The following is a 13,703-nucleotide window of genomic DNA, read 5'->3' on the forward strand; positions in this document are numbered from 1 at the left end:
GCTAGATCCCCCGCTCGTCCTCCACCATCGTCGTCAGGATCCGCCGTGCGCGCACGGCGGCCCGGTCCGCCTTGACGTTGACGTAGCGCCGTGGGACCGGGTCCTCATCGAGGCACCGCTGCATGGTCTCGAGGACGGCGACGTCCCGGTCGGCCATCGCGTGGAAGACCTGGATCAACTGCTCGCCGATGTCGGGCGAGACCGCGGCGCCCCGCCACGAGATCTGCAGGAAGACGTGGGTGACTCCGGACGACCGGGGGGTGAAACCGTGCGTCCGTACGAGTTCCAGCTCCGGACCGGTCGCGCCGACGATGGTGTACGTCTGCTTGTGCAGGCCCGGCGTCACGAACGTGCCCGTCTCCGTCCGACCGAACGACTCGGACGCGGTGGCGTCGTCCAGGCCCGTGACCGCGGCTTCCCACGGAGCCAGCGGCGCCTCGGGCAGTTCTCGCCTGTACGAGACCGACACCTCGGAGACCTCGACGTCCTCCAGCGGCGGCAGCGCCTCGATGCCGGGCGGCATCATCTCCGGGTGCATCGCGACGACGTTGGAGAGGTCGAGGTAGTGCTCGTGCAGCAATTGCAGGTTGGCAGCCACCTCGCGCCGGTCTCCGACGCTCGTCCATCCGTCACCGTGCAACCACGGTGTCGCCGGCGGCGGCCGCAACCGTTCGCCGCCCGGCGTCCCCGCCCAGATCCAGACGAAAGGCCCGCGCTCGACGACCGGGAAGGCCCGCACGCGCACGGACGAGGGCGGGTTGTCCTGCGACGGCACGCTCACCCAACGTCCGGTCGCGTCGTAGGTGCAGCCGTGGTAGCCGCACACGACGAAGTCACCCTCGCGGCGTCCCGCCGACAACGGGTAGGGCCGATGCGCGCAGCGATCCTCCAGCGCGGCGATCGCACCGTCGGACAGACGGAAGAGCACGACCGGTGTGTCGAGGACGCGCCGCGCGGTGAATCCGTATCCGACCTCAGCAGCGGTGGCGACGACGTACCAGCAGTCCCGCGGGTAATCGACGACGGGACGGTTCCGAGCGGTGTCGTTCATACGTCCAGCACCAGCTTCTTCGACAGGGAGCGGGAGACGCAGAGCATGATCGTCTCGCCTCGTTCCTTCTCCGCCTTGGACAGGATCGAGTCACGGTGCTCGGGCGTCCCCTCGAGCACGTCGGCCTCGCAGGTGCCGCAGATGCCTTCCATGCAGGACCCGAGGACGTCGACGCCGGCCTTCTCGACCGCGTCGAAGATCGTGGTGCCCTCCGGAACGGTCACGCTCACCCCCGAGCGCGAGCACACGACCTCGAACGAGTCGAGCGCGTCCTCGGACGCCGCGACCTCCTTGGCCGCGAAGCGCTCGATGTGCAGGCTGCCGTCGGGCCACGGCGCGCACGCCTCCTCCACGGCGTCGAGGAAAGCGCCGGGGCCGCAACAGTAGACCACCGTGTCCGGCGTGGGCGTTCCGAGCGTCGCCGCCAGGTCGATCCGACCGTTCTCGCTGCTCGGCCAGATCGTGACCCGATCGGTGTCCTCGAATCGGTCCAGGAACGCCATCGACTCGCGGGAGCGGCCGCAGTAGAGCAGGCTCCAGTTCGCCCCGCGTGCCCGAGCGGCCTCGATCATCGGGAGGATCGGAGTGATCCCGATCCCGCCCGCGACGAATCGGTAGTTCGCGGAGGCGACCAAGGGGAAATGATTGCGCGGTCCACGCACGCGGACGGTCGCGCCCTCCGTCAGCTTCTCGTGGACGTACGCCGAGCCCCCTCGGCCGTCCGGGTCGCGCAGGACGCCGATCCTCCACGACGACTCGTCCGAGGCGCTGCCGCACAGCGAGTACTGCCGCGTCAGCGACGGCTCCAGAAGAAGGTCGATGTGGGCCCCGGCGGTCCACGACGGAAGCGGTGCACCCGCCGGGTCGCGGAGGGTGAGCTCGACGACCCCGTCTGCCACCTCGCGCCGGCCCGCCACCTGAACGTCGACCTCCGTCTCCGTGGTGGTGGTCGCTTCGCGGGAGCGGCGAATCGGTGGACGAGCGGGGGCCCGTACCGCGGCGGGCTGCAGCGTCCGTTGGTCGCGGGGGCGTGGCTTCTCGCCGATCGGCGTCAACGTGACCATCATCTTCGTGTAGCCCCGGACGAAGTTCGACTGGAGGTATTCCGGCTCCTCCACCACTTCGATGTCCTCGAACCGCGCGAGCAACTCCTCCCAGAGGATCCGCAACTGCAGTTCGGCCACGCGACTGCCCATGCAGCGGTGCACGCCGATGCCGAACGAGAGGTGGTGGCGGGCGTTGTGCCGGTCGATGACGAAGTCGTCCGGATTCTCGAAGGTGCGCTCGTCCCGGTTCGCAGAGGCGTACCACATGACGACCTTGTCGCCCTTGCGGATGAACTGACCGCCCAGGACGGTGTCCTTCGTGGCGACGCGCCGCATGTAGGCCAGCGGCGTCTGCCAGCGGATGTTCTCGTGGACGAACTTCGGGATCAGGCTGTGATCGGCTTTGAGACGATCGAACTGGTCCGGGAACAGGTTCAGTGCGTACACGCCGCCCGACATCGAGTTGCGGGTGGTGTCGTTGCCGCCCACGACGAGCAGGATGAGATTGCCGAGGAATTCCATCGGCCTGTTGATCAGGTCCTTGGTGTCCTCGGACATCTGCATCAGGGTGATCAGGTCGTATCCCGGCTTCTCGCCCGCCTTGAGGCGCGCCGCCTTGTCGTGCCAGAGGGCGCTGAAGCTCTTCGCCATCTCGGCAGCGCCCTGGTACATCTCGTCCATGTCGACGTCGCCGCCGGTGGCCGCGGCGCTCGCGCCTGCCAACTCGGTCCAGTGGACGAGCTTGCGCCGATCCTCGTAGGGGAAGTCGAGCAGGGTCGCGAGCATGCGGGACGTCAACTCGACGCTGACCCTGTCCACCCAGTCGAACGGTTCGCCGACCGGCAGGTCGTCGAGGACCTCCTGGACGCGCGAGCGGATCAGGCCCTGCATCTCCTCGAGATTCTGCGGTGCCACGACTCCCTGTACCGCTGCGCGCTGCTCGTCGTGGCGCGGCGGATCCATCGCGATGAACATCTCGATGTCCAGCCCGTCCGGCGGTACGCCGATGACGATCTGCGGCTCGGCCGAGTAGGTCTCGAAGTCACGGTCCACCGCGACGATGTCGTCGTACCGCGTGACCGACCAGTACGGCCCGAATTCGCTCGACGCCCGGAAGTGCACCGGCGCCTCGTTGCGCAGTCGCTCGAAGTAGGGGCGCCACTGGCCCTGCCGCCACATGAACGGGTTGCTCATGTCGATCTCGGTCAGCGACACCGCGTCGACGTCGGGGATCTCCTCCTCGACGAACTCCGGCTGCCGGTCACCCAGAGCCAGCGTCTTCGCCTTCTGGAAGAGGTGCAGGCCCTGGACCTGCCGTTCCATCGGGATGGTCGCCTGGGCCTTGTTGATGACCCGATCGAGAAAGCTCATGGTCCAACCGCCTTGCGGACGAGGATGTGTGGACTCATCCAAACTAGGCCGCCCACCGCCTCGCGCGGCCGAGTTTGCTCGTTTCGATCGACCAGTGAGAACAAGAACGCCGGCCAGGGGATGTTCCCCCTGGCCGGCGACTTGAGCTACGACACCCCTAGAGCATGCAGCTGACGCAGCCCTCGACCTCGGTGCCCTCGAGCGCCATCTGGCGCAGGCGGATGTAGTACAGGGTCTTGATGCCCTTGCGCCACGCGTAGATCTGCGCGCGGTTCACGTCGCGCGTGCTCGCGGTGTCCTTGAAGAACAGCGTCAGCGACAGGCCTTGATCCACGTGCTGCGTGGCGGCCGCATAGGTGTCGATGATCTTCTCGTAGCCGATCTCGTACGCGTCCTGGTAGTACTCCAGGTTGTCGTTGTCCATGAACGGCGCCGGGTAGTACACGCGGCCGATCTTGCCCTCCTTGCGGATCTCGACCTTCGCCGCGACGGGGTGGATCGAGCTCGTGGAGTGGTTGATGTAGCTGATCGAGCCGGTGGGCGGCACCGCCTGCAGGTTCTGGTTGTACAGGCCGTGCTTCTGGACGTCGGCCTTGAGCTCGCGCCAGTCGTCCTGCGTGGGGACGTGGATCTCGGCGTCGGCGAAGAGCCCGGCGACCTTGTCGGTGGCCGGCTTCCACTCCTGCTCGGTGTACTTGTCGAAGAACTCGCCCGAGGCGTACTTGCTGTTCTCGAAGCCGCCGAAGGACTGGCCGCGCTCGCGCGCGATGTGGTTCGACGCGCGGATCGCGTGGAAGAGCACCGTGTAGAAGTAGATGTTCGTGAAGTCCACGCCCTCGTCGGAGCCGTAGAAGACCCGCTCGCGCGCCAGGTAGCCGTGCAGGTTCATCTGCCCGAGGCCGATCGCGTGGGAGAGGTTGTTGCCCTTCTCGATCGACGGCACGGAGCTGATGTCGGTCTGGTCCGAGACGGCGGTGAGGCCACGGATCGCGGTCTCGATGGTGGCGCCGAAGTCGGGGCTGTCCATGGTCTTCGCGATGTTCAGCGAGCCGAGGTTGCAGGAGATGTCCTTGCCGATCTCGGCGTAGGACAGGTCGTCGTTGTAGGTCGACGGGGTGGAGACCTGCAGGATCTCGCTGCACAGGTTGGAGTGCGTGATCTTGCCGGCGATCGGGTTCGCGCGGTTCACGGTGTCCTCGTACATGATGTACGGGTAGCCCGACTCGAACTGCAGCTCGGCGAGGGTCTGGAAGAACTCGCGGGCGTTGATCTTGGTCTTGCGGATCCGCGAGTCGTCGACCATCTCGTGGTACTTCTCCGAGACGTTGACGTCCGCGAAGGGCACGCCGTAGACGCGCTCCACGTCGTACGGGGAGAACAGGTACATGTCGTCGTTGTTCTTGGCGAGCTCGAAGGTGATGTCCGGGATCACCACGCCCAGCGACAGGGTCTTGATGCGGATCTTCTCGTCCGCGTTCTCCCGCTTGGTGTCGAGGAAGCGGTAGATGTCCGGGTGGTGCGCGTGCAGGTACACGGCGCCCGCGCCCTGCCGGGCGCCGAGCTGGTTGGCGTAGCTGAACGAGTCCTCGAGCAGCTTCATGATCGGGATGACGCCCGAGCTCTGGTTCTCGATCTTCTTGATCGGCGCGCCGTGCTCACGGATGTTGCTGAGCAGCAGCGCGACTCCGCCGCCGCGCTTGGACAGCTGCAGCGCGGAGTTGATCGAGCGGCCGATCGACTCCATGTTGTCCTCGATGCGGAGCAGGAAGCAGGAGACGGGCTCGCCGCGCTGCTTCTTGCCCGAATTGAGGAAGGTGGGGGTGGCGGGCTGGAAGCGGCCGGCGATGATCTCGTCCACCAGGTTCACGGCGAGCTTCTCGTCACCGTCGGCGAGGGTGAGCGCGACCATGCAGACGCGGTCCTCGAAGCGCTCCAGGTAGCGCTTGCCGTCGAAGGTCTTCAGCGTGTAGCTGGTGTAGTACTTGAACGCGCCCAGGAAGGTGGGGAACCGGAACTTCTTGGCGTAGGCCGCGTCGAACAGGCCCTTGACGAAGGAGCGGCTGTACTTGTCCAGCACCTCGGGCTCGTAGTAGTTCTCCTCGACGAGGTAGTCGAGCTTCTCGTCCAGGTTGTGGAAGAAGACCGTGTTCTGGTTGACGTGCTGCAGGAAGTACTGCCGCGCGGCCTCCCGGTCCTTCTCGAACTGGATGCGCCCGTCCTTGTCGTACAGGTTGAGCATCGCGTTCAGGGCATGGAAGTCCAGCTCGCTGTGGCCGGGGCCGCCGTGGACGCCGGACTGGCTCGCGGAGGGGACGAGGTCTTCCTGAGTTGCGGTCATGAGCGCGCGCTTTCCTTTTCGAGGGTGGAGACGGTTCCGGCGAAGAATTCGGTGAGCCCGCTGTGGACGCGATCCACGTCGTCAGTGGTGCCCATGAGCTCGAAGCGGTAGAGGTACGGGATCCGGCACTTGCGCGAGATCACATCCCCTGCGAAGCAGAACTCTTCGCCGAAGTTGGTGTTCCCCGCCGCGATCACTCCACGGATCAGGGAACGGTTGTGTTGGTCGTTGAGGAACCGGATCACCTGCTTGGGGACGTATCCCCCGCCAGACAGCGCGGTGGCCTGCTTCCCCCCGCCGTACGTCGGGGTGATCAGGACGAAGGGCTCGTCGACGGTGAGCGGATCGGACGCCCGCGTCACCGGGATGCGCAGGGCGCGCATGCCCAGCTTCTCGACGAATCGGTGCGTGTTCTCCGACACCGACGAGAAGTAGACGACGAGCGGCGCAGCCATCGCTACGCCGTGGCGGCGACGGCGGCGAGCGCCTTGACCCGGTCCGGGCGGAAGCCCGACCAGTGCGCATCGCCGGCGACGACGACGGGGGCCTGCAGGTAGCCGAGCGCCATGACGTAGTCACGGGCCTCCGCGTCCTCGGTGATGTCCACCACGCGGTACTCGAGGCCGGCCTTGTCGAGCGCCTTGTACGTGGCGTTGCACTGCACGCAGGCGGGCTTGGTGTAGACGGTGATCTCGACCTGGCTCATGGACGGCTCCCCTTCGCTGGACGGTCCCGAAGACTGCTCGGAACCCGATTATCGACCTACGGACTGACAAGTTTTCTCGCCACGTTTACCTGCGTGAACTCAGTCGGCCAGCGGACCCCTCAGCGACGTCCTCATGCCTCCCGGGCGGCCTTTCGGCGCGTCCGCTCTCGCAGTGGACTGAACACTACACCTAGTGGTGGCCCCGAGGAAGCGACACAACCACTTGCGAACAACATTCGTGAAATTACTAGCTCGCAAGACGGTCTTTCGGGCGTTTTTCATCGTGAATCCCCAGGACACGCCGAGGATCGACGACACGCCGATCCGACACGCCCGACACCGTCGGAACACCGCTCGCGACGGCCTACCGGACGCGCGGGACCGCCCTACCGGACGGGCGCGACGAGGCGCTCGAGGAGGTCGCCCGCGCGCTGCGCGACGGCGTCGTGCTCGCGGACCGACTTGCCCTCGAGGCCGGAGATGGGGAACTCCTCAACGAGCCCCTCGGGGACCTCGCCACCGGCGATGGTGACGGCCCGCTCGGCGTCGGCCAGGGTGGTGTCCAGACGGTGCCCCACACCGGCCAGGGCGACCCGCTTGCCCGAGAGCGCGCTGGCGCCGTAGGGCCGCGAGCCCCAGTCGATGACGTTCTTGAGCACGGCGCTGACGGTGCCGTTGTTGGGCGGGGCGAGCAGCAGGAGGGCGTCCGCGGCGGCGATCCGGTCGCGCAGGGCCGCGGCGGTGGCCGGCGCACCCTCGCCGTCGATGTCCTCGTTGTAGAAGGGCACGTCCGCGATCCCCTCGGCGATCTCGACGCGCACCCCCTCGGGCGCGTTCGCGACGGCGACCTCGGCCAGCTCGCGGTTGAGTGAGCTGCTGCGCAGCGATCCGACGACGGCGAGCACGGTGATGTCCGACATGATCCTCAGTTCTCCTGACGTTCCGAGCGACCCCGCCGGGCCGCATCCGCACAAGTTAACGGACTTCGGTCCGGATTTCTTCCCCGGGATCATGGTGAGTCGAAAACCCGCACGGTAGGCTCCATCCGATGACCGGACCACTCCTGCCCCTCGCGCAGCCGCAGACCGAGCCGCGCCGTGACGCGGCCCGCAACCGCGAGCTGCTCATCGACGCGGCGCAGCGGCTCTTCGCCGAGCACGGCGTCGACGCGGTGAGCATGGACGCCGTCGCGCAGGCGGCCGGCGTGGGCAAGGGCACCGTCTTCCGGCGCTTCGGCTCGCGCGCCGGGCTCCTGCAGTCGCTCCTCGACCACGACGAGACCGAGCTGCAGCACCGCTTCATGTTCGGCCCGCCGCCGCTGGGCCCGGGCGGCGATCCGGTGCACCGGCTCACCGAGTACGGCAAGGCCCGGATGCAGCTCATCGCGCGCCACGGCGACCTGCTGCGGGGCGCCGAGCAGGCCGCCCGCGACCCGTACGACGCCCCGCCGTGGCGGGTGTCGACGATGACGGTGCGCGCGATGCTCGTCGAGGCGGGGCGCACGGCGCAGGCGGACGTGTGGGCGGCGGCGCTGATGGCCACGCTCAGCCCGGCATGGGTGCTCCACCAACTCGCCTCGGGCGTCACTCAGGACGAGCTCGAGGCAGTCTGGACGGAGCACGTGCGCCTAGTGGCCGCGCTCTGAGATCTTCGCCAGGTAGGCGAACCGGTCGTTGGCCACCCGCATCGCGATCTCGTAGGGCAGCGCGAACTTCCGCTTCCAGAAGTAGCCGAAGCGGGTGTCGAGCGAGGTGTACACGATGAAGCGGTTGTGGAGCACCCCGTCGACGATCGCCTGCGCCGCCTTCTCGGCGGTGACCTTCGGGAAGGCGTCGATGCCCTTGTTGACCTTCGGGTTGGTGCGGTCGACTCCGTTGATCTCGACGGTCTTCACCAGGCCGGTCTCCACGGCGCCGGGCACCACCACGGAGACGCCGATGCCGTGCCGGCGCAGGTCGTAGCGGAGCACCTCGGAGACGCCGACGAGGCCGAACTTCGCGGCCGAGTACGCGGCGTGCCAGGGCAGTGCGATGAGGCCGGCCGTGGACGAGACGTTGACCAGCTGGCCGCCGCGCTTCGCCGCGATCATCGGCGGGATGAAGGTCTCGATCACGTGGATCGGCCCCATGAGGTTCACGTCCACGGTCTTGCGCCACTGCTCGTGGGTGAGGTTCTCGACGGTGCCCCAGACGGCGATACCGGCGACGTTCATCACGATGTCGAGGGCGCCGGCGGCCGCGTGCACCTCGTCGGCGAACGCGCGGACCGCGTCGTAGTCGGAGACGTCGAACGCCCTGGACGCGATGACCTTCGCGCCCAGGGCGGTGACGTGGCGGGTGACGGCGTCGAGCTGTTCGGCGTTGATGTCGGTCAACACCAGCTCGGCGCCGTGCGCCGCGAGGAGATTCGCGGTAGCGCGGCCGATCCCGCTGGCCGCGCCGGTGACAAGGACCTTCTTCCCCTTCAGGTCCTTGATCGGCGGGGCCATGTGGACGAGCCGGACGATATTGCGGAGTGCCATATCAGCCAGCTTGCCAGATCGGGCCGCGCTACCGCTTCCCGCCGGGGCGTGACGTCCCCGGCGGAAGTCGGTGCGGTGTGACGCCTACTTCGGCAGGATCGCGCCGGCGCTCAGGATCGCCTTGAGGATCTCCTGCGCGGCGGCCGGTCCCTGCGCGGACTGCAGGGAGTTGAAGGCCTGCGGGCTGGAGATCAGCGTGTTGACGAGCTGCGTCCCCTGCGAGCTGGTGAGGAACTCTGCGGCCTTGGGCCCCATCTCGAAGAGGGAGTTCACGCCCAGCGGCTGGGCCTGCCCGGGGATCGTCACCGTCGGGAGCTGCGGCAGCGCCACCTGCCCCAGGCCGGGGATGGTCACCGAGGTGCCCTGTGGCGCGGTCGCCGCCGGAGCGGTCGCCTGCGGTGCGGTGGCGGCCGACGGGGTCGCACCGCCCTGCAGCATCGGCACGCCCGAGACGATCGGGGAGGTCCCCGTCCCGGTGCTGGGCGTCACGGGAGCCGCAGCGGCGGGCGCGCCCGGCACGGCGGGAACGATCGGCGTCTGCGCCGGGGCGGTCGGCACCGTCGCCGCCGGAGCGGTGGCGGCCGGAGCGGTCGCGGCGGGAGCCGTCGCCGCGGGCGCGGCCGGAGCTGCGGGGGTCACCGGCACGACCGGGTCGACCTGCGGTGCGACGGGCTGGGCCACGACGGGCTGCTCGACGACGCCGCCGGGCTTGACCTTGCCGGTCAGCTGCTGGATCACGCCGTTGGTGAGCACGGAGGCGTACTGGGTCTGGCCCTCACGCGAGGTGAGCAGCGCCGCATCGTCGGCGTTGGCCAGGTTCCCGAGGTTCGCGTAGACGAGCGGGATGTTGACCAGCGAGGCGAGGGCGTTGGTGGTCTTCGCGATGCCGTCCTGGCCGCCGAAGTACTGCGCAGGCACGAAGCCGCCGGCGCGGGTGGCGTCGCGGAGCACCGTGGTCGCGGGGTCGCTGACGGCCTGCTGGGCCGTCACCTTGGGGTCGGTGGCGCCCGGGGCGGCCGTCTCCAGCACGAATCCGCGCTGGGCCGCATCCTGGACCGCGCTGTTGATACTGACGGCGAGGTCGGCGCCGGACTTGTTCGCGGCGGTGGCGCGCTGGTCGACGCAACCGCCGAAGCCGGCGTCGTCCGCGCGGGAGAGGATGACCTTGGCGCCCTGGGTCTTGAGCGCCGCCTCGACCATCTTGGCCACGGCGAAGTTGACGGAGTGGTCGGCGGTGCCGTTGGAGGCGATCGCCACCGGATTGACGCACGGCACCTGGCCGCCGCGACCGTCGGCGACCTTGCGGGCCTGCTCGACGGCCGACGCGACGGACGAGCCGGCGTCGAGGAACACGGTCTTGCCGTTCAGCGGCTTCGCCGGTGCGGCGGGGGCGGGGTCGGCGGATGCGAAGCCGGGCACGCCGAAAAGCGCGACGGCCGCAGTCGCAAGCGAACCTGCGAGGACACGGGTCTTCTTCATGGGTAGCTGGGCGCCGGGGAAGTGGCACCGCTCTCCTTCCAAGTCTCTTGTGCAACTTTCGTCACATCAGTCACACGAGAAACAGTCAACCATCAATTGAGACTTTAGGAAAACCCCGACCTTGATCGTTACCGGATCGTTACCAACGAACGACGTCGATCAGTCCTCGAGGATCGCCGAATCAGCTTGCGCCGCAGCGGAGTACCGCAGCAGGGAAAGCACTGCCCGCGGGTCGGCGGGGGCGTCCGGGTCCGCCAAGCATCCCTCGACCCGGGAGCGGATCGCCTCCTCGTCGAGCCCGATACCGAGCAGGACGAGCACCGACGCCGCCCCGCCCCGCCGGCCGCGCTCCGGGGCCGTCCGCACGTGCCGGCCGACGGCGTGCACCTCGAGCCGGGTGCCGTCCGCGGCGGTGACGAAGCCCTTCGTCCGGAAGACGCCCCGCGGCGGATCGGCGAGCAGCGCGGCGGTCGCCCGGGCGTCCAGCCGCCCGGTCTCGACGGTGACGGCGGCGTAGTCGTCGTGCAGGTGCCGGTGCGATTCGCCGTGCTCGTGATCGTGACGGTGGTCGTGCTCACGCAGCGCCTCGTCGAGAGTCAGCTGGCGCGGGGAGTCCCGCCGCTGCGCGGCGCGACGGGCGAGGACCTCCGCGTCGATGAGCAGTTCCACCGGCACCACCGCGTCGACCGTCCCCACCACCGGGGCGGACGGCGCGTGCTCGCGCACCAGCGCCCGCGCGGCGTCCGGGTCGGCGGCGAGGTCGATCTTGTTGAGCACCACCAGGTCGGCGAGCGCCAGGTGGTGGCGCAGCGAGGGGTGCCGCTCCATCGTGCCGGCGAGGTGCGCGGCGTCCGCGACGTACACGAGCCCGCCGTAGTCGATCCGCGGATCCTCCGCGAGCACCACGCGCCGCACCATCGCCGCGGGCTCGGCGAGCCCGGACGCCTCGACCACCACGAGGTCGAGGTCGCGCGCGGCCAGCGAGGAGAGCACGTCCTCGAGCTCGTCGTCGTCGACGGTGCAGCACACGCACCCGTTGCTCAGGGAGACGGTCCGCACCGATCCACCGCCGGACGCGCCCGAGACGAGCATCGCGTCGATGTTGACCGCGCCGAAGTCGTTGACCACGACGCCGATCCGGGCGTCCCCCGCGCCGGACAGCAGGTGGTTGAGCAGCGTCGACTTGCCCGCGCCCAGGTAGCCGGCCACCACGACGACGGGGACGGGACCGCCGCTCACGGCGCGCAGTCCTCGCACAGCACCGCCAGCTCCCGGTCCTGCGGCGGCGCGAGGTTCGCGACGTTCGAGGTCGGCGCGCCGCACTCGGTGCAGCGACCGATCCGCTTCGCCCGGTCGGAGAAGTCGATGCGCATGCGCCGGTCGAAGACGTACATCGAGCCCTCCCAGAGCCCGCGGTCGCCGAACCGCTCGCCGTAGCGCGCGATGCCGCCGTCGAGCTGGTAGACCTCGCCGAACCCCCGGTTGCGCATCACGGCGCTGAGCACCTCGCAGCGCACGCCGCCGGTGCAGTACGTGATGACCGGGCGGCCCTTGAGGTGGTCGTACTCCCCCGCGTCGAGCAGGGTCACGAAGTCGCGGGTCGTCGTGGCCGGCGTCACGACGGCGCCGGCGAACCGGCCGATCTCGGCCTCGATGGCGTTGCGGCCGTCGAAGAAGACGGCGTCGGGCTTCTCGGCGAGGAGTGCGTGCACCTCGTCGGGCGTCAGGTGCACGCCCCCGCCGCGGACGCCGTCCGCGTCGACCTCCACCTCGTCGGGGACGCCGAAGGTGACGATCTCGTCGCGCACCTTGACGGAGAGCTTGGGGAAGTCCTCGGCGGAGCCCTCGGACCACTTCACGTCGGCGCCCTTGAAGGCCGGGTACTCGCGCACGGCGCGCACGTACCGCTTCACCGCCCGGATCTCGCCGCCCACGGTGACGTTGATCCCGTGGCGGGAGACGATGATCCGGCCGCGGAGACCGTTCGCCTCACACAGCGCCCGCTGCCACAGCCGGATCGCCTCCGGGTCGGCCAGCGGGGCGAACACGTAGAACAGCACGACCTTGCCCATGACGCCCACCATTCTATCCGGGCCGCCTTGCGCTCAGCCTGCGTCCAAGGGTTCCGACGACGCCCCCGCTCCCCTTCAATGGCCCCCATGCCTTTTCGCCTCCCCCGCCGCGCCGCGGCGCTCGCCACCGCCCTCGTCGCGGTGCTCGGCGTCTCCGCGTGCGCGTCGTCGACGGGGCCCGCGTACGACCCGTCCGCGCCGATCGCCGACCAGGTCCCGGCCGGCACCGTCATCACCGTCGCCGACCAGCAGTCCATCCTCAAGACGATGCTGACCGCGTCCGGGGAGGCCGCGAAGCTGGGGTTCGGCGTGAAGTTCGCGGACTTCGCCGGCGGGCCCGCGATCCTCGAGTCCTTCCGCGCCGACGCGACGCAGGTCGCGATCGTCGCCGACGTGCCGCCGATCCACGCCCGGATCGCGCGGTTCCCCAGCCCGATCATCAAGGCCTGGCAGCTCGACCGCGGCGGCGTCTCCACCGTCGCGCGCCCCGGTGTGCAACTGCGCACCGCTGCCGACCTGCGCGGACGCAAGATCGGCTATGCCGAGGGCACCGCCCACCAGGCGATGGTCCTGCGGCTGCTGCGCTCGGCGGGCCTCTCCAAGCACGACGTCCAGCTCGTACCGCTGCAGCTCACCGAGGTGGGCGAGGCCCTGGGCGCCGGCCAGATCGACATCGCCCCGCTGATGGAGCCGATCAGCACCAAGTACCGGCTCGCCCACCCGGACGCGCAGGTGCTGCCGGACCAGCTCAACCAGGCCGCGCAGTCCGGCCTGATGTTCCTCTACTCACCGCAGGCCGCGCTGGCCGATCCCGCCCGGGCCGCGGCCCTGAAGCGACTCTCGGCGGCGGTCGACCGCGCCCGCGCGTGGGTGGACGCAGACAAGGACCGCTGGATCCAGACCTACTACGCGGGGGCGCTGAAGATCCCCGCCGCCGTCGGCCGTGTCGCCTACGAGGGCCAGGGCAGCTGGCGCTCCGTGCCGCTCGACCGCGCCCTCGTCGCGCGCCAGCAGAGCACCATCGACGTCCTCGCCGACTTCGGCGAGATCCCCGGCGGCCGCGTCTCCGCCGACGGTTCCGTCGACTTCCGGTTCGACACCCACCCCGCAACGTAAGGG

The 13,703-nt window shown here is 69.3% G+C and carries 12 protein-coding genes; 2 read left to right on the forward strand and 10 right to left on the reverse strand.

Translation table 11 applies throughout. The features are described from left to right. Position 1 precedes the first annotated feature (1 nt). The 6 genes from ACLQ3K_RS06215 to ACLQ3K_RS06240 form a co-directional block, all read right to left on the reverse strand. Positions 2–1,051 carry an aromatic ring-hydroxylating dioxygenase subunit alpha gene (locus tag ACLQ3K_RS06215; RefSeq protein WP_224650379.1) on the reverse strand — a complete coding sequence of 350 codons (1,050 nt, stop codon included), beginning with the start codon at positions 1,049–1,051 and terminating at the stop codon, positions 2–4. Then, entirely contained in the window at positions 1,048–3,468 is a 2,421-nt protein-coding gene (locus tag ACLQ3K_RS06220; RefSeq protein ID WP_224650377.1) for a cytochrome P450/oxidoreductase, read from the reverse strand. Before ACLQ3K_RS06220 ends, ACLQ3K_RS06215 begins: the two co-directional genes overlap by 4 nt. A 157-nt stretch (positions 3,469–3,625) precedes the next feature. Then, positions 3,626–5,806 carry a class 1b ribonucleoside-diphosphate reductase subunit alpha gene (nrdE, locus tag ACLQ3K_RS06225; RefSeq protein WP_336671082.1) on the reverse strand — a complete coding sequence of 727 codons (2,181 nt, stop codon included), beginning with the start codon at positions 5,804–5,806 and terminating at the stop codon, positions 3,626–3,628. Beyond that, a complete protein-coding gene (nrdI, locus tag ACLQ3K_RS06230; protein ID WP_224650373.1) occupies positions 5,803–6,261 on the reverse strand; it encodes a class Ib ribonucleoside-diphosphate reductase assembly flavoprotein NrdI in 459 nt (152 codons plus the stop codon). Before nrdI ends, nrdE begins: the two co-directional genes overlap by 4 nt. A gap of 2 nt (positions 6,262–6,263) precedes the next feature. Continuing rightward, complete coding sequence (gene nrdH, locus ACLQ3K_RS06235; RefSeq protein ID WP_425997856.1) at positions 6,264–6,512, reverse strand: glutaredoxin-like protein NrdH; 249 nt, start codon at positions 6,510–6,512, stop codon at positions 6,264–6,266. Between the two features lie 386 nt (positions 6,513–6,898). Next, positions 6,899–7,432 (reverse strand): NADPH-dependent FMN reductase, encoded by a 534-nt coding sequence (locus ACLQ3K_RS06240; RefSeq protein ID WP_224650369.1) that lies wholly within the window; start codon positions 7,430–7,432, stop codon positions 6,899–6,901. 128 nt (positions 7,433–7,560) lie between these two features. Between ACLQ3K_RS06240 and ACLQ3K_RS06245 the strand changes: the two genes are divergently transcribed. Next, complete coding sequence (locus tag ACLQ3K_RS06245) at positions 7,561–8,157, forward strand: TetR/AcrR family transcriptional regulator (protein ID WP_224650367.1); 597 nt, start codon at positions 7,561–7,563, stop codon at positions 8,155–8,157. Here ACLQ3K_RS06245 and ACLQ3K_RS06250 read toward each other — a convergent pair. The 4 genes from ACLQ3K_RS06250 to ACLQ3K_RS06265 form a co-directional block, all read right to left on the reverse strand. After that, positions 8,140–9,033, reverse strand: a complete 894-nt coding sequence (locus ACLQ3K_RS06250; protein ID WP_224650364.1) for an SDR family oxidoreductase — start codon at positions 9,031–9,033, stop codon at positions 8,140–8,142. The two genes, ACLQ3K_RS06245 and ACLQ3K_RS06250, sit on opposite strands and share 18 nt — an antisense overlap. Before the next feature lie 84 nt (positions 9,034–9,117). After that, positions 9,118–10,512, reverse strand: a complete 1,395-nt coding sequence (locus tag ACLQ3K_RS06255) for an N-acetylmuramoyl-L-alanine amidase family protein (RefSeq protein ID WP_255604073.1) — start codon at positions 10,510–10,512, stop codon at positions 9,118–9,120. A 159-nt stretch (positions 10,513–10,671) separates the two neighbouring features. Further along, a complete protein-coding gene (locus ACLQ3K_RS06260) occupies positions 10,672–11,751 on the reverse strand; it encodes a CobW family GTP-binding protein (protein WP_224650360.1) in 1,080 nt (359 codons plus the stop codon). Next, complete coding sequence (locus ACLQ3K_RS06265) at positions 11,748–12,584, reverse strand: rhodanese-related sulfurtransferase (protein ID WP_425997860.1); 837 nt, start codon at positions 12,582–12,584, stop codon at positions 11,748–11,750. The genes ACLQ3K_RS06260 and ACLQ3K_RS06265 overlap by 4 nt, the downstream gene beginning before the upstream one ends. A gap of 87 nt (positions 12,585–12,671) precedes the next feature. Here ACLQ3K_RS06265 and ACLQ3K_RS06270 point away from each other — a divergent pair, with 87 nt between their 5' ends. Then, on the forward strand, positions 12,672–13,700 hold the full coding sequence (locus ACLQ3K_RS06270) for an ABC transporter substrate-binding protein (RefSeq protein ID WP_336671086.1): 1,029 nt from the start codon (positions 12,672–12,674) through the stop codon (positions 13,698–13,700). Positions 13,701–13,703 lie beyond the last annotated feature (3 nt).

This window comes from Tsukamurella sp. DT100 (genome assembly GCF_049844855.1).
In the GTDB taxonomy this organism is placed as follows: domain Bacteria; phylum Actinomycetota; class Actinomycetes; order Mycobacteriales; family Mycobacteriaceae; genus Tsukamurella.